The organism is Candidatus Hydrogenedentota bacterium (genome assembly GCA_019637335.1).
GTDB lineage: Bacteria > Hydrogenedentota > Hydrogenedentia > Hydrogenedentales > JAEUWI01 > JAEUWI01.
In genome coordinates this window covers 76,074-95,921 of sequence record JAHBVV010000029.1, presented here as the reverse complement: position 1 = coordinate 95,921, position 19,848 = coordinate 76,074, and the positions used below count along the sequence as shown (strand labels likewise).

The window sequence follows — 19,848 nt, the reverse complement described above, 5'->3', positions numbered from 1 at the left end:
CCACGAAGAAAAACAGAGAATAGCTTTAACCGCAGAGAACGCAGAGAGCGCATAGGGTGATTTCTGGTACGCAGATGGATTGGGTGGATGATCGAGAGCGCATTCTTAACCACGAATGAACACCAATGCACACGAATGCATCGGGAGCAGCCGCGCGGGCGGTGATCAAGAATTGTGCCCACGGATTGCACTGATGACACGGATAGAGAATAGAAAATGATTTCGGTCGTTGGGGTGTGCAGGCGGCTGCGTGCTGTTTCCAAGGTGGCCTGATCGGATTGTTCAGCATCGGAATTGTAGCGGGGTTGATCGGGTGGCGGGCTGCTTCTTCTCGTTTGGTTCGGGTGTCGCTTCAATCCATGTCATCGGTGTAATCCGTGGGCAAGAAAAGAATTTCGACCACGAAACTTGTGGAACGGCCCGGAGATTCCCCCTGGATTTTTAGCTTCGTAAATGCCTTTACAACAAACGGTTATATGGATCTTGAACGAAAGAACCTGCAGAAAAAACAAGAAGTTGACGGAAAGTAGTACGAAGAGCACGAAGAGAAAGCTCACGAAGAGAAATGGAGACAACGTTTTGAACGCAGAGAACGCAGAGAGCGCATAGGGTGATTTCTGGTACGCAGATGGATCGGGTGGATGATCGAGAGCGCATTCTTAACCACGAATGAACACCAATGCACACGAATGCATCGGGAGCAGCCGCCGGCGGTGATAAGGAATCGTGCCCACGGATTGCGCTGATGACACGGATAGAGAATGATGTCGGTCGTTGGGGTGTGCAGGCGGCTGCCACCGGAGGCGCCTGGCGTGTTTCCAATATCGGCACATTTGATCGGGAAGACGATAGTACCCGGACTCCCGCAGCTTATCAGATTCGCGCCTTCGGCGCGGAGCGGGCGGGCCGTCCATCACGGCGCATCTTCGACCCGCGTTCCCATTGGTCGGCACTTTCGCCGCAGCGCGGATTTGTGCCGCAGGCGAATCAGGCCGACTTCATTCCGCTAAAGTTCTACTACATTTCCTGTCCGAGCCGAGCGCCATAATGAATCACCTGAAACGTCAAAGAGGGCGCTCCAACACGCTCACTTGCATTGATTCAAGACTCCAGGTCAACTCGAGTTCACGCCCAATTGCCGCGATTGGGTCTAAATGCGACTGCCCTGATTGCGGGGGTGCAAGCTCTCGCGGGGCTTCTGCTATACTGCGATGACCCGGTGGGCGCCGGGCCTGAAATCGCGCCCCGTGGAAATACTATCCGCCCGGCGCGTGTTGCTTTGAACGGGCAGGTGTGAGTTCCGGTAACGGGCGCAAGGAGCATAGACGCATGCGGGTCGCCGTCTTAAATCCCATGTTTGGAAAAGACTTCACGAAGTCCGCGCGCTGGTTTGCGCGGTCGCGCGGTCGCGTGCAGCGCCATCCGGACTACCTGGCGACCGCCGCGGCGGTGCTGGAGCAGGCGGGGCACGAAGTGCTCTTTCTCGACAGCCAGGCGAAGAATATGCCGACGCCGGAGGTTATCGAGCAGCATCTGAAGACGTTCAGGCCGGACATGACGGTTTATCAGGCCACCACCCCGTCGATCTACGCGGATATCGAGTCCGCGCGCCTGTGCAAGGAAGCCGTTGGCGGTATGCACGTTCTGGTTGGGCCGCATGTATCCGCCGAGCCCGAATCCACCCTGCGCGCGGCGGATGGGGCCGTGGACGCGGTCGCCCGCCACGAATTCGACTACATCCTGCGGGACCTGGCGAACGGCGCGTCTATTTCCGAGTGCCGCGGAGTCTCCTGGCTCGATGGCGCGGCGTATCGCGAAAACCCGGACATGCCCTACATCGAGAATCTCGACGAACTCCCCTTCCCCGCCTGGCATCACCTCGACATGCACGACTACAAGGATGGGGCGAAGCTTTTTCCCTTCGTGACGGCGATCACCGGTCGCGGCTGCCGCTACCGCTGCTCCTATTGCCAGATCCCCCAGGTCATGAATGGCCACCGCTACCGCACGCACAGTGTGGAGCGGGTGGTGGACGAAATGGAATACAACAAGCGCATCATTCCCGGCCTGAAGGAGGTGATGTTTGAAGACGACACCCTGACCATGCGTATCGCGCGCGATCGCCTCATCGCCCTGTGTGAGGAGATCATCCGGCGCGACCTGAAACTCTCGTGGAGCGCCAACGCCCGGGTCGACCTGAACGATCTGGAGACCCTGCGCCTCATGAAGCGTTCCGGCTGCCGCATGCTCTGCGTGGGTTTCGAGTTCGGCGACCAGAAGATCCTGAACAATGTAAAAAAAGGCACCACGGTCGACCAGATGTACACGTTCGCGGAGAATGCGGCCAAGGCGAAGCTGCGCATCCACGGCTGTTTCATGATCGGCGGTCCCGAAGAGACCCGCGAGACAGCCCTGAAGACCATACAGATGTCCAAGGAGCTCAAGATCGACACCGCGCAATTCACCGGCGTGGTTGCGTACCCGGGCACCAGCTACTACGAGTGGGCGCGCCAGGAAGGGGCGCTCATCCCCCGGGACTGGCGCGACTGGGTGACCGACGACTACGAGCAGGCCCCCACGATCAACCTGGCCACCCTGCCCCGGGAGCAGATCGACGAGTTGGTGGATCAGGGCCTCCGCGAGTTCTACCTGCGGCCCTCTCAGATGTGGCGGATGCTGCGGAATATCAACTCGTGGCCGGACGTCAAGGCGAAGTTTCACGGGCTGGTCAGCTTTTTCGATTACTTCACGGGAAATGGCCGCAAGAACTTCGTGGGATTCACCGGAAACAACTGAACGGGATGCCCGGCTATTCAGTTAACAGATTCTGTGAAAAACGATTGCTTTTGACGCCCGCATGGGGTACCATAGCCCCATGGTGTACAAATGGACATTGGGGATGACCATCAAGGAAGGAAAACCATGAGACTTCTCGTTGCTATTGCGCTAGTGGCCGCCGTGCTGGGCGCCCCCGCCGGGTTTGCGGTGGAGCCGGCCTATCAGGGCCAGTTCGGAAACAATGAGGAACCGGCCCTCCGCCCGTATAAGTGGCTCTATCGCGGGGTGAAGTCCCTCGTGTACCACACCGGCGACCAGTTTGTTGAAGGTAACATGCACGTTCCCTATGCTGGCAGCGTGCAGGGGCTCCGCGGCTTGCGGCGCGGAACCGTGGAACTGGGCGAGAGCCTCTACCGTGGCGGCGTCTTTGCCCCCGCGCCCACGCGCGAGAGCTACAAGTCTCTCGGGGCGTTGAACAGCCACATCGAGGATGATTTTTTTACGCGGAACAGTTCGGATTTCGTATTCAGCTGGTACTTTTTCCCCGCCCAGAAGTTTGTGGATTACTACCCCTACGAGGGTGATCGCAAGGTCGGCCTGCGCAAGGCGGAAGCCCGTGAGATACGCGACGAGCGGTCCAAGGCGGCAGCCTCCCGCGCGGCGAAGGATCCGGGCGAGAGCCGCGTCAAGCGCGCCCAGCGCGGCTACATCGGAGACCGCGCGGATTACGGTACCGACAAGACCGGCAGCGGACGCGGGAACCTTATGAAACTCGGCCGCTGACGGCGTTTTGAATTGGCAGGATATCGCGCCCCCGCCGGGTTGTGCTGGCGGGGGCGCGCTTTGTTTGCGGGGTGGCCCTGCCGCCCGCCGAAGGGGTGCGCGGGCGTTAATCCACGGTGACCAGGGGACGGAGCGTTTCCAGCCGCTTGTCTCCGATACCCTGGACATAGCGCAGGTCGTCCACGCTCGAAAAGGGCTGGAGCGCGCGGAAGCGCAGGATTTTCTCGGCGGTCTTCGGGCCGACGCCCGGAAGCGTTTCGAGTTCCGACTGGGTGGCGCGGTTCAGGTTGATACGCGCGGCGGAGGCCGCGCCTTCCCCGGCGTCACCGGCGATTGCCGCGCCATACTGGCCGCGCGATCGCGTGTAGGCCGGCACGTTCAGGTCGGCCGCGCCCGGCGTCGGGCTTTCTCCCCGCGCCTGGTATGGCACCGTCAATACGCTCCCGTCAATCAATCGGGCGGCGATATTGAGATCGCGCAGCTCCGCGTGGGGCGACGGCCCGCCGGCGGCGTCCAGCGCGTCCTGAAGGCGGGCGCCGCGCGGAAACGAATAGGAATCCGGGTCCACAACCGCGCCCTGGACTTCCACCTGGATGGATGTTTCTCCTTCCGGCGCGGCAGGCGGATCCGGGCCGGCGACGGGCGGCGCGGCTGTTTCCACGGGCGCAACGGGCGGGGTCCGCGGGGCGGGCTGGCACGAGAGGGCGGTAACTGCCAGCGACGCCATGACGGCATACAGGGGACCGGCCAACCTCATTTCGCCGCCTCCTCGTGCTGGGCCGGCCGCGGGCCGTATGCTGCGTCAAGCACGCGGCGGACGGCGCCCGTGAGCTGCGCGGAGACCACGGGCTTGGAGACGATTTCCGCGATCCCCGCGTCCCGCGCGATGCCTTCGCTCACTTCATTGCTGAACCCCGTGAAGAGGATGATGGGGATATCGGGCCGCAACTTGCGCATGCGGCGCGCGAGGGCGTCTCCCGACATTTCGGGCATGTGCTGGTCGGCGATGACGAGGTCGAAAGCGCGCGGATCACGTTTGAAATCCGCGAGCGCGTTGCGCGGGTTGCTCCGGGTTTGCACCTTGTATCCGAGCGGGGTCAGGCATCGCTGGCAGAACCGGCGGACCGCGTGCTCGTCGTCAACGACCAGCAGGGATTCCCGGCCGGGCGCCTCCACGGCCCGCGCGCCCGGCAGCGGGTGCTCCTCGGCGGGCGTGCGCGGCAAATAGGTCTGAAACTCGGTTCCCTGCCCGACCACGCTTTCCACGAGGACCGCGCCGCCGTGATCCGCCACGATGCCATAGACCATGGCGAGCCCCATGCCCGTACCCTCGCCGGGGCCTTTGGTGGTGTAGAAGGGATCGAATATGCGTTTGATATTGCCGGGATCGATGCCGTGCCCCTTGTCGGCCACGGTCAGCTTGACGTAGGGTCCGGGGTGGAGCTTCGGGTGGGTGGCCGCGAAACGGCGCGTGACTTCGACATCCTCCAGGCGCACCTCCAGCGTGCCCCCCTTTTCGGACATGGCCTGGATGCCGTTCGTGCAATAATTCATCACGACCTGGTGCATCTGCGTCGGGTTGGCCAGAACCATGCCGGAGTGGACATCGATGCTGTCGATGATGTGGATTGCCGGCGGGATGGATGCCCGGAGCAGGCCCAGGGCCTCTCGCACTACGACGTGCAGGTGGACCGGCGAGCGTTCTTCTCCGGTCTGGCGGCTGAAGGCCAGAATCTGCTTGACCAAATCCTTCGCCCGGTGGGCGGCCCGGAGCGACTCCTCCAGGTCTTCCAGCACATCCGGCGGACCATCCAGTTCGCGGATTGACATGTCCGTGAGTCCGATAATTGCGGCGAGAATATTGTTGAAGTCATGCGCGATGCCGCCCGCGAGGACGCCGAGGCTCTCCAGGCGCTTGGAATGCTGGATCTCCTGCTCGATCAGGCGCTCTTCCTGCTCCGCGCGAACCCGGTCGGTGATGTCGCGCATGCAGCCGAGCATGCGATACGGCGCGCCGGTCTCGTCGGGCAGGACGATGCCGTGATCCTCCACATGCCGGTACGCATTCTCCGAATGCCGGACACGGTATTGAAGCTGGTATTCGCCCAGCTCCCGAACCGCTTCATTCAGACGTCGCAACACCTCCCGGCGGTCATCTTCGTGAATCAGGGCCTGGCGGGTCTCCCGGTCGAGGGATTCGAGCTCCTCGCGCGAATGGCCGGTGATCTGCCGGGTGGCGCCGGTCAGCCGGATGGTCTGCGCGCGGAGATTGTACTCGTACATGATCTGGCCCGTTTGCGCCGCGAAGGCGCCGTAGCCGTGGTCGAGGCCGCCCGGGGCGTTGTCGCCATGGCGCGGGCGGGCGCGGAACCGCACCACGAACAGAATGTAGGGCTGCCGCTTGAACGAGAAGTGCCGGGCCGTCATCGCCACCGGTAGCTTCTTGCCGTCCCGCGTGACCAGAATGGTCTCGAGGTAGAGTAGCTTCTGCGTGCCCAGGTTGCGCAAGCGCGCCATCACATAGTTTACCTGCGCCGGCTCCAGCAGATCCTTCGGGAGCATCGCGAGGAACTCTTCGCGCGGGTAGCTCAGGGCGTGGCACATTTGCAGGTTGACCTCGACGATGCGCTCTTCGTCGGCCGCCTCGGGCAGCACAACGGTGAAGATGCCGTCGCTGCACGAGTTGAACAGCAGCCGGAAGCGCTCGTCGCTCTCGTAGAGATCGTGGCTGCGCGCTTCGACGAGCCCGGCGAGCACGCGGTTCGCGCGCTGTAGCTCGGCGTGGCCGCCGGAGGCCAGGCAGAAACGAATGCGCGCGGCCAGCTGATCGGCGGAAAACGGGCGAACCAGAAAATCGCCGGGACCCGCCCGGAGCACGGGCATCCAGGGCCGCAGGTCCGTTCCGCGCGGAAAGACCCACAATGCGGGGCAGTCGGGGGCTGTTTTCCGGAGTTTGCGGCCGATGGGTGGCCCGAGCTTTCCGATTTCACCGCCCGCGTCAACGATGAGGCAATCCGGCGGGACCTTGCGCAATCGCGCCTCGAGGGCGGGCAGATCCGGAATGGCGTCCAGGCGGACATCGGTGAACTGTCTTCGGACGGCGCCACTCAGGCTGGCCCGCGCTCCAGGCCGCGATTCGGCGATGGCGATGGTTGGTCTAAGCATGGGCGGTCGAACGCCCTCCAGTTCGCATTGAGGCTTGAAGGAATAGAATCGGCCTTGGCCGGTGTTAGTCTAACAGGCTTGCGGTGGGAAAAGTAATCCCCCGACCCGTGAAGTGATGCGCGTTCTTCTGATAAGATAGCCACCCAGCAGCGAGCCGGTACGTTGCCTCACCCATTCGTGGTTCGACATAAGGAGTTCAGACGATGCCACCCCTGTATGATCCCGATCAGGTCCGCCCCATGTGGGAAGAACTGGCCAATGTGGGCGTGCGCCCGCTGACCACCCCCGAAGCTGTTGACGAAGTTTTCACCCGGGAAAGTGGCACGATGCTCTGTGTCGTGAATTCCGTGTGCGGCTGTGCCGCTGGCGGCGCACGCCCGGGCGTGACCCTGGCGCTTCAGGGCGACGTTATCCCCGATGAACTCGTCACGGTGTTCGCCGGGATGGATCAGGACGCGGTTGCGCGCGCGCGCGGCTATATGGACGGAATAGCGCCCTCGTCCCCGTGTATTGCGCTTTTCAAGGATGGCGCGCCGGTGCATGTGCTGGAGCGACGCCACATCGAGCGCATGACGGCGATTGATATCGCCAACAACCTCACCGAGGCCTTCAAGCAGGTATGCAGCCGCAAGGGGCCGTCGGTTTCGCCGGATGTCTACAATACGAATCCGCATGTGGACACCTGCGGCTCCACCATCAGCCCCTACCAGGGCAACTGATTCCCACCCGCCCGCGGATCGCGGGCCATTCCCACTGTATTCACGCGGCCGTGGGGTCCCACGGCCGCGTTTTCCCGTCCAGAGAGCCCCCATTCGCGACGGTTTTGATCGCGCACCCGCAGTAACGGAGACCCGGTATGGCCCCCAACGCCCGTTTTCACTTCCAGGCGGCGTGCATCGCCTGTGGGACCGCCGTGGCCCTGGGCGCGTTCGCGTCCCACGGCCTGAAGGCGCGCCTGGAACCCGACCTGCTGGTAATCTTCGAGGTTGGTGTGCGCTACCAGTTTTATCACGGCCTTGCGCTGCTCGCGTGCAGCCTCGCGCCCGCGAATCTCTGGGATAGTCCCTGGTTTCCCCGCGCCGCCTGGAACTGGATAGCCGGTATCCTCGTGTTTTCCGGAAGCCTCTACCTCCTCGCCGTCACCGGCCAGCGATGGCTTGGGGCCATCACCCCCATTGGCGGCGTGGCCTTCCTGATCGGCTGGGCCTGCGCCCTCCAGGCGTCAAGGAGGCTTTAGGCTTTAGGCTGGAGGCTGGAGTGGACAGAGTGGACAGAGTGGACAGAGTGGACGGAGTGGACGGAGTGGACGGAGTGGACGGAGTGGACGGAGTGGACGGAGTGGACGGAGTGGACGGAGTGGACAGAGTGGACAGAGTGGACAGAGTGGACAGAGTGGACAGAGTGGACAGAGTGGACAGAGTGGACGGAGTGGACGGCAGTTGACAGTGGCTGGACTTGCCAACTGTCAACTGTCAACTGTCAACGTTTGTTTCCCTTCTCGTCTCTATACTATCCTGTGATCTGATCGACCCCCACGGAACACAGGAACTTCCATGTCCAGCGACTCCCCCACGTTGTCTGTCGTCCTGCCCATCTACAATGAGCAGGCGGCCCTGGATTCGCTCTTTGAGCGCCTTACCACCACCCTGGACGCGACGGGGATGGCTTGGGAAGTTGTCGCTGTGGACGATGGGAGTACGGATGGCAGCCGGGAGCTGTTGCGGGCGCACCGGGCCCGGGATCCGCGGATCCGGGTGGTGGTTCTGGTGCGCAATTTCGGCCAGAGCCCCGCGCTCTACGCGGGATTTTCGCGGGCGCGCGGGCGCTTTGTTGTCATGTTGGACGCGGACCTGCAAAACCCGCCGGAGGATATCCCCCGCCTGGTGGAGAAGCTGGAGCAAGGGTACGACATGGTCAGCGGGCGGCGCGCCACCCGCCAGGACAGCTTCTTTCGGACGGCTCCGTCGCGCTGGCTGAACCGCTACATCAGCGCCGTGACCCGGGTGCCCCTGAGCGACCACGGCTGCGCCATCAAGGCCTTTCGCCGCGAACTCGTGGACCGCATGCTGACCCTGACGCATCGCTGCCGCTATCTTCCGGCGGATGCGGCGATGCTGGGCGGGCGCGTGACTGAGATCGACGTTTCCCATGCCGGCCGCCCGCACGGCCAGAGTAAATACGGGCCAATTAAACTCATCCGGACGGCCTTCGACCTGATCACGAGTGTCACCGCCGCGCCGCTTCAGGCCATCGGGCTTTTCGGCTGGTTCCTCGCCGGTATTGGGTTCCTCATGAGCCTCTGGGTTGCGTATGTGCGGGTCACGCAGGGCGATATCAACCAGATGGGCACGGTGGTCGCCGTGTTCTTCTTCCTCTCCGGATGCCAGCTCGTGGCCACGGGTCTCATGTGCGAGTACATCAGCCGTATTTATATCGAGGTGCAGGCCCGGCCCTACTACGTCATTCAGGAGGAACTGGAGTGACCCCGGGCGCGCCGCTGACGGTGCTCGTCCTGGCCGTTGGCGGCAATGTGAGCCAGGGCATTCTCAAGGCCCTTGCGCGCGCCCGTCGCGCCTGCCGCGTAGTCGGGGCGGATATCCGCGCCGATCATGCCGGGCTCTTCTGGGTGGACCGTGCCCGCGTCTCTCCCTGGGCGCACGAGCCCGAGTTCCTCCCCTGGCTGATCGATTGCTGTCGCCACGAAGGAGTTCAGCTCATTCTGTCCGGCGCGGAGCCGGTCCTGATGGCGCTCGCGCAACACCGGGGCCGGATCGAGGCCGAAACCGGCGCATGCTGCCTCGTGAGCGACTGGGAGGTCATGGAGACCTGCGACGACAAGTGGAAAACCGCGCAGTGGCTCGCGGCGCGCGGTTCTGAGGGGCCGGAGAGCGCCATAACCGACGATCCCGGCTCGGTGGACGCGCTTGCGGCCCGTTGCGGGTTTCCCCTGGTGGCCAAACCGCGTCGGGGCGGCGGAGCGCGCGGTTTTTTCGCCGTGCAGGACGCCGCCGACCTCGATTACATCCGCCGGAAACCCGGTTACCTGATTCAGGCGTATGCCGGCAGCCCGGAGCAAGAATACACCGTCGCCTGTTTCGCCGATCGGGATGGCGTGCTCGCCCCGAGCTGTTGCATGCGGCGGGACTTGGTCGCGGGCACCACCTTCCGCGCAACGCTGGGTGATTTTCCCGATATCCGGGCCGCCGCCGAGTCAATTGTCGCGGCGCTGAAGCCGCTGGGGCCCTGCAACGTCCAGCTGCGCCAGACCAACCGCGGGCCCGTCTGTTTTGAAATCAACCCGCGCTTCTCCGGAACCGCGCCGATCCGGGCCCATTACGGCTACAACGATGTGGAAGCAGCGATCAACCACTTCCTGCTTGGGGAGCCGGTCCGCTTGCCGCTGATAACCCGGGGCGAAGCACTCCGCTACTGGAACGAGGTCTATGTTGAGCCGGAAGCGCTCGAAGCGCTTCGCGAAGCGGGTTCGTTGGAATCGCCCGGCCAGCATGCATTGATCGATACCGCGCCGCGCGAACGGGGGTAGGAACTCGGGCAGGCCGGGGATGCGCCGTGGCGGGAAGTGCAATCCGCCTGGATGGGGATTCGGGGCTTTTACTCTCCCTCGGCGAGGGGGCGCATGAGGAGATTCATCTCCCGCCCGATGACTTCCTGCACTTCGAGGAGCCAGCCGTCGTACAGCTTGTCGGCGATTAGATCCACGAGGCGGCTCATGGGCCCGTCGTAGCCCACGCGTATGCGCGCGGAGCGCTCGGAGAAGTAGGCTTCCTCTATGGAGTGCACGGCGGGGTCCTGGCTCATCAAACCCATCAGGAGCGCCATCCGATCGCGGGTCCCGGGATTCGATAGCGTGATCAGGACCTCGTCGCGCTTTTGCGAGCTCAGCACCGAAAGCACCGTGGCGACGGTGACATTCCCGACTATCTTCGTTACGGCATCGCCTATCGCCTCCTCGCGGCAAGCGTCAGCGTCGTTGCCGGTGATGGCGGCGGAGCGCGCGAAGACCTCGAGCAGGTCTCCATCGCTGCCGCGAAAAACCCGCGCTTCCAGGCTGGCCACGGTCCGCGCGGTGCCGGTCTTGTCTTGATCCGCCTCGCGACTAACGGTGACCACGCCCAGCACCACGGCGTCGGCGAGGGACTCCCGGGCGTAGGCCGCCGCGGCGATCAGGTTCCCGGTCACGGCTTCGTGCAGGTCCGGCATTTTGAATTTCACGGCGGTGTCCTGGTGTCCGTGCGCCTTCAGCTCCAGCTTTTCGAGCCCTTCGACCAGCCGCCGCTCCGCGATGTTGTCGGGCGCGATGGAGAGCATGCCGTGTTCGTCCTGCTCCGCGATCAGGCAGGCCACCGCCGGCGGCGTGGCGAGGCGCGGTTTGGCGGTGGCGGCGAGGTCCTGTTCGAGGGCGTGGATATCCACGTAGGCGTCGATTTCCACGCGCGTGTGGCCGCCGGCGGTGTCCACATGCAGCTCATCGGTCCGCTTAATGTAGGCGTCGGCGTTCCGCACCATGACGCGGTAGGGGCGCAGATCGCCGGAAGCAATCTTGGACTTGAGGATCTCCCAGATGACTTCCTGGCGCGCGGCCTGAAGCGCGGCGTGGCGCGCGGTGAAGCCCACACCCTCGGCGCGCCCCACCATGCGCAATACAAAATCATCGGCGGCGGTGGCGGGCCAACACAGCGCGGCACTGGCGGCAAAGGCCGCCAGCGCCACGTAGAGGTAGAAGCGGGATGTGTGCCGGGCTGCCGGGCCAAACGCCATGCAGGAGGTTACTCCCGCCCGCGCGCGATGGCGATGTAGTAGAGCAGCCACAGGATCGACGAAACCGCCGCCGCGACATAGGTGAGGGCGGCCGCATCGAGGACTTGCTTTGCCCCGCGGAGTTCGTCTTCGTCCATCATGCCCCCCTGCTGGAGGGCGCGAAGCGCGCGGCTGCTGGCATTGAACTCCACCGGCAGGGTGACCACGGTGAAGGCGGTGGACGCGGCGAAAAGGTAGACGCCGGCCCAGAGCAGATACGGCATCTGGGCAATAAACAGACCCGCGAGAATCAGGGGCATGGCGAGTTTCGATCCGATATTCGCCACGGGATACACAAACGAGCGCAGCTGCATGGGGGCGTAACCGTGGGCGTGCTGGATCACGTGTCCCACCTCGTGGGCGGCGATGCCCAGCGCGGCGATGCTCTGGCTGTTATAGACGCCCTGGGAAAGGCGCACCACTTTCGCCTGCGGGTCGTAGTGGTCCGTCAGTTCGCCGCCGATCGGCTCCAGGCCCACATCGTCAATGTTTTCCTGGCGCATCATCCAGCGGGCGAGTTCGGCGCCGGTCATCCCGCGCCGGGTTGCGATCTGCGCATTGCGGGCATAGGCCCATTTCACCTTCGCCTGGGCCCAAAGGGACAGGATCAGGGTGACACCAAAAACTAGCAGGCTTGGCATGTCTAAAATCATCGGTCGTTACTTCTTCTTTCGGTTTTCCTGGGAGTTCTGGCCCTGCTGCTGCCCCTGTTGTTGAGGTTGTTGCTGCGGGGGCTGCTGCTGGGCGGGCGCGCGCATCGCGCACTGGCCGTTCAGCACGGCGCCCTCTTCCATCAGGATGCTGCGGGTTTTCACATCGCCTTCAACCCTCGACGTGGTGGCCAGGCGCAACACGCCCGGGGTAGTCACGTTACCGTACACCTGGCCGGCGAGGAATATTCGCTTGCCCGCCACGACATCGGCGTTCAGGCGTCCCGTTGGGCCCAGTTCCAAGTCTTCGGAGCATTCCACTTTGCCTTCCACCAGGCCTTCGACCTTGCAGGAGACGGCCCGGACATTGCCGGAGATCAGGGCGCTCGGCCCAAGTTGAAGGCGGCCTTCGACCGTTATATTCCCTTCGATGCGGCCCCCGATGTCAGTATCCGATCCGCTGGTGAGGGAGCCCTCAATCAGGACGCCCTCGGGGATAATCATTCGTTGTGCACTCACCGTTCTGGCCCTTCGCATGGCGAGGTCGTCGGCTTTCGCCTCGGGCATCGCCGCGGTTTCCGCAACCACATCCCGCTGCCGGTCGGGGCCGCGGCTTGTCTGAAGCTTGTCGTTGAACCGGGAATTGAAGCGGCCCAGAAGGCCCTTCCGCCCGGCGTTGTTCATCTTTTCAAAGTCCGCGTCGCGATCGAAATCCAATTCGAGGTGGCCCGGATCGGTCTTGCTTGACTGGTCTTGCGCCATGGTTCAGGGTTTCCTGATGGGTTCTTCACGCGTGTCCGGAGCGCGTTGAACATGCCTTCGGCGAGGTGTGAACGGGGAAACGCGCAAACCGTACGGCGGTCTTGCGCCTGTCGCGACCGGGACTAGAAGTAGCCCAGACGGCTCGCCATGTCCGCGATGCAACCGGATATCTTACGTTTCGGGTCCGCAGCCACAAACGGCTTGCCTGAGTTTATCGCTTCCGAAACGTAGTTATCAAAGTACACGAAGCCCAGGTTGTCCGGTTCAATCGCCAGGTGCTGCCGCGTATACTTCGAGAGAATGTGCGCCGCCATGCGGGCCTCGTACGCATTGTTCGCCTTGCTCACCACGATCTTCGGCTTAAACGACTGCGCGAGGGCCATCAGCTCCTTGCACAATTGCTCTTTCAGGGCCGCTTCGAAGCAATCGGCCCGCCGGATGGACACCAGAAAATCGTTCAAGGTTTCATTGCGTTTCAGCAGCATCCCGACGTCCGCGCTCTGGTAGAAGCGCTCAATACGCCGAAATAGGGCCGCCCGGAGGAACTTGAACGCGTTGTCGATACTGGTTCGCTCCGGCGTAATAACGAGCACCCCGTTTGTGTGGGTCATCAGGAAAAAATCGAGCGTGTTCAGGTGTGCGCCGGCGTCCAGGTCCACAATAACCACGTCGGCGTCGAGCTTGCGCATTTCCCGAATGAGGGCCACCTTCTCGCGAAAACGCGGGTTTGCGGCGTCCATCAGCCCGCTCGTGCCTGGAATCAGCCGGAGATTCGGGTAATTCGTGTCGCAGACAATGTCCTGCAGCGACTTGGGGCCGGTTTGGTGGAAGAAGTCGTCCAGCCGCCGGGGCGAGCGAAATCCGAGTACGGACTCGATGTTGGAACAGCTCAGGTCGGCGTCCATCAGCACCACGCGCCAGCCCCGCCGCGCGATCTCGACCGCGGTATTCACCGAGAAGCAGGTTTTACCGACGCCCCCCTTGCCGCCACCGACGACCAGGATCTCGGGCGAGGCCGGGCGCGCCGGTTGATTCTTTACAAGCTGTGTCGGATCAAGTCCCATAACCGCCCGCCGGCCTCATGGTTGTATCCAGTTGAACCGCTTGAGTTTAGCAGATAAACGGGGATTGGTCAATGGCCGGATCTCCGGCGTGAATGGGCGGCGGCGGGGAACAACACTACGGGTTGTGGAAAAAACGCGGGATCCACGTCCAGGGGCACAAGGGCAAAATTTTTTCCCGAAACGCCTTGCGCTACTCGACCGTGATGGGCTCCGCGACGACCCGCAGATTGGCGGGCAGTTTTCCCTGGAAGTGGGTCTCCATGGAGGCGCGCTGGCTGGCCGCCATCGCCCCCGCCGACTTCACCGTAGCGGCCCGCCCGAGGTCGATGTTGGTGGTGGCCTTGGTGTTCCGCACGACGATGCGCGGGGTGTCGACCACGGGTTTGGCCTCGCCCCCCCGCGCCGATTTGGCGGTGCCGCCCTTGACCAGCACCTGCATGACGCCGTCGCCCTTCAGATTGGTGATCAGGATGATGCGCTCGTTCGCCCCGCTCTTGATGATGGTTACGTCGCCCGTGACGGTTCCGTTGAACGGGGGCGTGTGATCCAGCCGCTTCTTCTGCCGGCTCTCGTTGGGGAGGGTCGGCTTACTCTCCGGCGGGGGTTCGGGCACATTCGCCGCCACCATCTCCGACATCGTGCGCTGCGAATACACAACCGGGGCATCCACAATGGTCTCCACTCGGGGAAGATCCTCGGAGTAGATCATCACGTCCTCGGGGCTCAGTGATATGTCTTGCATGCCGGGATAGGCCACGACAATGGCTACCGGTTCGCCGGAAACTTCCAGAGCGCCGACGAGCCCCAGGATAACGGCCGTTATTATTGACATCCGTCTGTACCTCGCAGGTGGGTATTGCGGGATAAGCGCCACCACCCATAAGAATACCGCGATTCTCCGGTATATTGCAACGGAAGGATCAGCGACGAACCGGATTTCGTCGAAGGCGCAGCCGATGGGTGCGCATTGAGGGGTAAGGACCGCGAGTGAACGCAGGGCGGCCGCCTCTGGCCGCAACCAAAGAAATGATCACCGCGAAGGGCACGAAGAAAAACAGAGAATAGCTTTAACCGCAGAGAACGCAGAGAGCGCATTCTTAACCACGAATGAACACCAATGCACACGAATGCGCCGGGGCCGCGGCTGGCCGCGATCAGGAGTTGTGACCACGGATGACACGGATGACACGGATAGAGAATAGTTCCGGTCGTTCATGCGTGGCGGCGGCTGCGTGCGATTTTCGACGCAGCCTGTTCGGATTATCTGGCGCCGAGTTGATCGGGCGGCGGGCTGCTTCTTCTCGTTTGGTTTGAGTGTCGCTGCAATCCGTGTCATCGGTGTAATCCGTGGGCAAGAAAAGAATTTCGACCATGAAATTTGCGGAACGGCCCGGAAATTCTCATTGGAGTCTTCGCTTCGTAAATACTTTCGCACCATATGGTTATTGATTTCCTGGGCGCAAGAGATTGCGGAAACTGACGGCTAGCCGTACAGGGTCGTCCTGGAGGGCGCAAGCAGTGAGTTTGAACCGTGAATGAACGCAAGTAATCGTGCATTTCATGGCGGTTCAGGGCGGGAAAATCACGATGCGCCAGTATTCGGAAAGCATGTTGAACAGGCTCAGGAAGTCTTTTCCCGCGTTTTGCTTGGTCATGTACCCCGCGATGTTCTTCCGGTAGGCCGCCGTAACGTCCTCTTCCCGGCTGGAGGTGGTCAAGACGAACACGACCGTGTCGGAGAGGTCCGGATCGTCCCGCAACGCCTGCAGGAACTCCAGCCCGTTCATCCGGGGCATGTTGATGTCCAGCAGGACCAGATTCGGCCGCGGAATGGCTTTGCGCTTGCCGTTGCCGCGAAGGAACTCCAAGGCCTCCAGTCCGTCGCGGGCCAGGGTCAGGGGATTCGCGACGCGGTATTCCCGCAACGCGCGTTTTACGGCCATGGCGTCGATGTCATCGTCCTCCACGAGAAGGAGGTGTACGGGGTCCTTCATGCGCCGGGGTCCTCCCTGGATTGCGGGGTGTCGAGCGCGGCGCGGATGCAACCGGCGAGGCGCTGCACCGCGAACGGCTTCTGGATCACCCCCGTGGCGCCCAGTTGCCGGACAAGCCCGCCTTCCGCCTCGGCGGAATGCCCCGTGGCCATGAGCACGGGGACGGTGTAGCCCGACTCGCGGAGGCGCCGCAGCGTCTCCCGGCCGTCCATGCCCGGCATGGAGATGTCCAGCACGAGGATATCGTACTTCGCGGTCTGCTGTTCGAGCGCCGCGATCACTTCCCCGCCGCTACCCAGGCAGTGCACGGTGTAGCCGAGGCGGCGCAGCAACTCCGCCGTCGTGACGCGAATCTCCGCCTCGTCGTCGACCAGCAGGATGGTTTCCGAGCCGCGGATTGACGCGCCGGGCGCCGATTGGGCGGGTGCGGGCGGCGGCGAGGCGGCGCTTGCGGGCAGGAAGACCTGGAATTCCGTGCCCTGGTTCAGCTCCGAGCGAACGCGGATCGAACCCCCCATACCGTGGACGCACTCCCACACGGTGGCCAGGCCCAGCCCGGTGCCTTTCTTGGCGCCGGCGGCCTTGGTGCTGAAAAAGGGGTCGAACATCCGGGCCCGGATGTCTTCGGGAATGCCCGGGCCCGTATCGGCGATATAGATCGCGACCAACGGATCCGGCGGCAACCCAATCAGGTCGCCCGCGCGCTCGTCCTCGCCGCCGATGCAGCGGACGGAGACATGCAGGTTCCCCTCGGTCTCCATGGCCTCGATCGCGTTCACGCAGAGATTCAACAGGATCTGGTGCATCTTTGCCGCCGAACCGATCACGTGCGCCGGCTGGTCCCTGTCGCTGTCCAGCTTCAGGGCGATGCCCTTTGGGCGCGAGTGCTCCAGGATGGCGAAGGTGGATCGGGCCACCTCGTGCACATCCACCGATCCGAGTTCCCCGTCGCCCGCGTAGAACTTGTTGAACTGGAGCAGCTGCCGGATGACCTTCGAGGCGCCGTCCACAATGCCGATGATCCGCTCCAGCTCCCGGCGGACGACGGGATTGGTGGCGTGGAGCTGCGCCAGTTCCGCGCTCGACAGGATCCCCGCGAGAAAATTGTTGAAATCGTGCGCCACACCCCCGGCCAGCGTGCCGATGGCTTCCAGGTGCCGGGAGGCGCGCAGTTCCTGCTCGAGGTAGGCGTTTTCCATCCGCAGCTTGTACTCCCGGTGGGCCGATTCTATCGCCCGGACCAGCACCTCCGGCGTAAGCTTGCTCTTGGAGAGGTAGTCGGACGCCCCCAGACGGATGCTCTCCTTGGCCGTCCCCTCGTTGCCGTTTCCGGTCAGCATAATCACGGGCCGGAGATCGCCCCGCTCCCGAAGCTCCTTCAGCAGGCGGGTGCCCGTGATGTTGCCCAGGAAGAAATCGAGAAAAATGACGTCTACCGCGCGATCAGTCAGGGCATCTTGCGCCTGCTCCCAACTCCGGTATCCGTTGAACTCGACGCAGTACTCGTCGCAGGCCGCCAGAGTCCGCCGCAAGGCCTCCAAATCAACTTCATCGTCGTCTACCGCCACTACAGAAATACGTCGCATGGCAACCCCTTCTGTCTTGCGCGCCGCCGCGAGCGGTCGCGACCTCACCGTGGGCCAGGCCCACCCAGCCATGCGGAAAGGTGCTCAAAGTATGAAAAGCGAACCAAACCCGCTCTTCCCGCACACAATAGGATGAACATGTCAAATTCCGTCCTTATTCCCGGCGCTGGGAATCCGTCACGCCTTGAAGCTGCGGGAAGGCATCCGATAGAATCCCCCAATGGCCTCGGGCGGGCATTGGCAGTACGGGGCGCAACCAGCCAGGAACGGCGCATGACCACACCGCCAGCGGAAGAAGAACGGATTATGCGGCGGCGGGTAACCGCCACGTTGGAACGGATCCTGCCCCGGTTGCAGGCGCAGTTTGAGTCGCAGATCGACCCGGACGCCTGGGCGGGCTACGAGGATCGGCTCCGCCGGAACTTTGATCGCCTTTTTCGCAGCCTCCATTACCTCTACGGGCGGGAATACGACTTTTTCTACCACGTGGAGGCGATTCTGGCCGCCGCCACACGCTACTGGATCGAGCGGGCGCCCCAGTTGAAGGCGCTCGACGCCCTGCGCGAGCACGACCCGCACTGGTACCAGTCCCACCGCGTCGTGGGCGCGATGTGCTACGTGGATCTCTTCGCGGAGGATCTCAAGGGGCTCATCCGGCGCATCCCGTACCTGGCGGACCTGGGCATCACCTACCTGCACCTCATGCCGGTCTTCAAGACGCCGGTGGGCGACAACGACGGCGGCTACGCGGTGAGCAGCTACCGGGAAGTGAGCCCGGATCTGGGCACGATGGACGATATCGAGCACCTGGCCTCGGAGTTGCGTCAGCGCGGGATTTCGCTTGTGCTGGACTTCGTCTTCAACCACACCTCCGACGAGCACCAGTGGGCCAAACGCGCCCTGGCCGGCGACGAAGACTACCAGGCCTACTACCGCATGTATCCCGACCGGACGATGCCGGACGCGTACGAGAAGAGCATTGCGACGGTGTTTCCGGACGAGTTCCCCGGGTGCTTCAGCTACCGCAACCCGATCCGGAAATGGGTGTGGACCTCGTTTTACAACTTTCAGTGGGACCTGAATTACGAAAACCCCGAGGTGTTCCGCGGGATGATGGAGGAGATGCTCTTCCTCGCCAACCGCGGCGTCGAGGCCCTGCGCCTGGACGCCATTGCGTTTACGTGGAAGGAAATCGGCACCGGCTGCCAGAACCTCGAAGGGGCGCACCGGCTTGTGCAGGCCTTCAATGCGCTCAAGGACATTGCCGCGCCGGCCATGGTGTTCAAGTCCGAAGCCATCGTCCACCCCGACGAGGTCCGGAAGTACATCAGCCTCGACAAGTGCGAGCTGTCGTACAACCCCCAGCTGATGGCCCTGCTCTGGGAGGCCCTGGCCACGCAGGATTGCCGCATCCTCCGCCGCGCCATGCGCCACCGCTTCCAGATTGACGACGGCTGCGCCTGGGTGAACTACGTCCGCTGTCACGACGACATCGGCTGGGGCTTCGGCGACGACGATGTGGAGCAGGCGGGCATTAACCCCGCCGATCACCGCCGCTTCCTTACCGATTTCTACACGGGCAGCTTTGAGGAGAGCTTCGCGCGCGGGTCCAAGTTTCAGGAGGACCCGGACACCGGCCAGGCCCGCGTCTCGGGCACCTGCGCCTCGCTGTGCGGCCTGGAAAAAGCCATCGAAGAGAACGACGAGACCGCCATCGACCTGGCGATCAAGCGCGTCCTGCTGTTGCACGGCGTCATCATGACGATCGGCGGCGTACCGCTGATCTACCTGGGCGACGAAATCGCCTCGCTCAATGACTACAGCTTCCTCGAGGACCCGGACAAATCGGAGGACAGCCGCTGGCTGCACCGATCGCCCTTTGACTGGAAAAAGGCGGAAAGCCGCTGGGATATCGAGAGCATCCCCGGGCGGGTGTACAACGGCATTGCGCGCCTAATCACCCTGCGCCACCAGAACCCCGCGTTCACCCGCGCCGACACCGACATCTTCGACCCCGGCAACGACAGGGTCTTCGCCTACTTCCGCGTCCACGAGAACCACACGTCTCTCGTATTTGCGAATTTCAGCGCGGAGACCCAGCTCATCGACGCGAAGCGCCTGCGCCAGCTCGGGATGCGCAAGTCGATGGCCGACCTGCTCACTGGGCGCACGATCCTCGCGGCGAAACACCTCGAACTTGCGCCGTACCAGTTTTGCGTGCTGGCGCGGTCGGGCGGATAGGCCGGGC

17 protein-coding genes and 1 pseudogene are annotated in these 19,848 nt (G+C 63.2%); 9 read left to right on the top strand and 9 right to left on the bottom strand.

Annotated elements, in window-relative coordinates:
• The first annotated feature begins 745 nt into the window (after window positions 1-745).
• The 3 genes from KF886_22765 to KF886_22755 all read left to right on the top strand — a co-directional run bounded on the left by KF886_22765 (window position 746) and on the right by KF886_22755 (window position 3,561).
• Window positions 746-1,048 (top strand): hypothetical protein, encoded by a 303-nt coding sequence (locus KF886_22765; GenBank protein MBX3180181.1) that lies wholly within the window; start codon window positions 746-748, stop codon window positions 1,046-1,048.
• A 281-nt stretch (window positions 1,049-1,329) separates the two neighbouring features.
• Window positions 1,330-2,796 (top strand): radical SAM protein, encoded by a 1,467-nt coding sequence (locus KF886_22760; GenBank protein MBX3180180.1) that lies wholly within the window; start codon window positions 1,330-1,332, stop codon window positions 2,794-2,796.
• Window positions 2,797-2,922: 126 nt separating this feature from the next.
• Entirely contained in the window at window positions 2,923-3,561 is a 639-nt protein-coding gene (locus tag KF886_22755) for a hypothetical protein (protein ID MBX3180179.1), read from the top strand.
• Between the two features lie 106 nt (window positions 3,562-3,667).
• Here the strand turns inward: KF886_22755 and KF886_22750 are convergent, their stop codons facing one another.
• Window positions 3,668-4,318: a helix-hairpin-helix domain-containing protein gene (locus KF886_22750; protein ID MBX3180178.1), complete on the bottom strand. Its 651-nt coding sequence runs from the start codon at window positions 4,316-4,318 to the stop codon at window positions 3,668-3,670.
• Window positions 4,315-6,726, bottom strand: coding sequence for a response regulator (locus KF886_22745; GenBank protein MBX3180177.1), 2,412 nt, complete (start codon window positions 6,724-6,726; stop codon window positions 4,315-4,317). Before KF886_22745 ends, KF886_22750 begins: the two co-directional genes overlap by 4 nt.
• 203 nt (window positions 6,727-6,929) lie before the next feature.
• Here KF886_22745 and KF886_22740 point away from each other — a divergent pair, with 203 nt between their 5' ends.
• The 5 genes and pseudogenes from KF886_22740 (at window position 6,930) to KF886_22720 (ending at window position 10,270) form a co-directional block, all read left to right on the top strand.
• The gene (locus KF886_22740) at window positions 6,930-7,445 is read left to right on the top strand and encodes a BrxA/BrxB family bacilliredoxin (GenBank protein ID MBX3180176.1); all 516 of its coding nucleotides are present in this window, start codon (window positions 6,930-6,932) and stop codon (window positions 7,443-7,445) included.
• 137 nt (window positions 7,446-7,582) lie between these two features.
• Entirely contained in the window at window positions 7,583-7,963 is a 381-nt protein-coding gene (locus KF886_22735; protein MBX3180175.1) for a DUF423 domain-containing protein, read from the top strand.
• Window positions 7,964-7,985: 22 nt separating this feature from the next.
• Window positions 7,986-8,246 (top strand): annotated as a pseudogene (locus tag KF886_22730) (hypothetical protein).
• Window positions 8,247-8,279: 33 nt separating this feature from the next.
• A complete protein-coding gene (locus tag KF886_22725) occupies window positions 8,280-9,209 on the top strand; it encodes a glycosyltransferase (GenBank protein MBX3180174.1) in 930 nt (309 codons plus the stop codon).
• The gene (locus KF886_22720; protein ID MBX3180173.1) at window positions 9,206-10,270 is read left to right on the top strand and encodes an ATP-grasp domain-containing protein; all 1,065 of its coding nucleotides are present in this window, start codon (window positions 9,206-9,208) and stop codon (window positions 10,268-10,270) included. Before KF886_22725 ends, KF886_22720 begins: the two co-directional genes overlap by 4 nt.
• 68 nt (window positions 10,271-10,338) lie before the next feature.
• On the opposite strand, the gene KF886_22715 is transcribed toward KF886_22720, so the two are convergent.
• From KF886_22715 to KF886_22685, 7 genes are all read right to left on the bottom strand, one after another.
• Window positions 10,339-11,505 carry a hypothetical protein gene (locus tag KF886_22715; GenBank protein MBX3180172.1) on the bottom strand — a complete coding sequence of 389 codons (1,167 nt, stop codon included), beginning with the start codon at window positions 11,503-11,505 and terminating at the stop codon, window positions 10,339-10,341.
• 8 nt (window positions 11,506-11,513) lie between these two features.
• Window positions 11,514-12,197: a zinc metallopeptidase gene (locus KF886_22710; GenBank protein MBX3180171.1), complete on the bottom strand. Its 684-nt coding sequence runs from the start codon at window positions 12,195-12,197 to the stop codon at window positions 11,514-11,516.
• Between the two features lie 6 nt (window positions 12,198-12,203).
• Window positions 12,204-12,956 (bottom strand): polymer-forming cytoskeletal protein, encoded by a 753-nt coding sequence (locus tag KF886_22705; GenBank protein MBX3180170.1) that lies wholly within the window; start codon window positions 12,954-12,956, stop codon window positions 12,204-12,206.
• 122 nt (window positions 12,957-13,078) lie between these two features.
• Window positions 13,079-14,020, bottom strand: a complete 942-nt coding sequence (locus tag KF886_22700) for a P-loop NTPase (GenBank protein MBX3180169.1) — start codon at window positions 14,018-14,020, stop codon at window positions 13,079-13,081.
• A gap of 190 nt (window positions 14,021-14,210) precedes the next feature.
• On the bottom strand, window positions 14,211-14,852 hold the full coding sequence (locus KF886_22695; protein MBX3180168.1) for a hypothetical protein: 642 nt from the start codon (window positions 14,850-14,852) through the stop codon (window positions 14,211-14,213).
• Between the two features lie 736 nt (window positions 14,853-15,588).
• Window positions 15,589-16,014, bottom strand: coding sequence for a response regulator (locus KF886_22690; GenBank protein ID MBX3180167.1), 426 nt, complete (start codon window positions 16,012-16,014; stop codon window positions 15,589-15,591).
• Complete coding sequence (locus tag KF886_22685) at window positions 16,011-17,600, bottom strand: response regulator (GenBank protein MBX3180166.1); 1,590 nt, start codon at window positions 17,598-17,600, stop codon at window positions 16,011-16,013. The genes KF886_22690 and KF886_22685 overlap by 4 nt, the downstream gene beginning before the upstream one ends.
• Before the next feature lie 273 nt (window positions 17,601-17,873).
• On the opposite strand from KF886_22685, the gene KF886_22680 reads away from it, so the two are divergent.
• Window positions 17,874-19,841, top strand: coding sequence for a cyclomaltodextrinase C-terminal domain-containing protein (locus tag KF886_22680; protein ID MBX3180165.1), 1,968 nt, complete (start codon window positions 17,874-17,876; stop codon window positions 19,839-19,841).
• Window positions 19,842-19,848 lie beyond the last annotated feature (7 nt).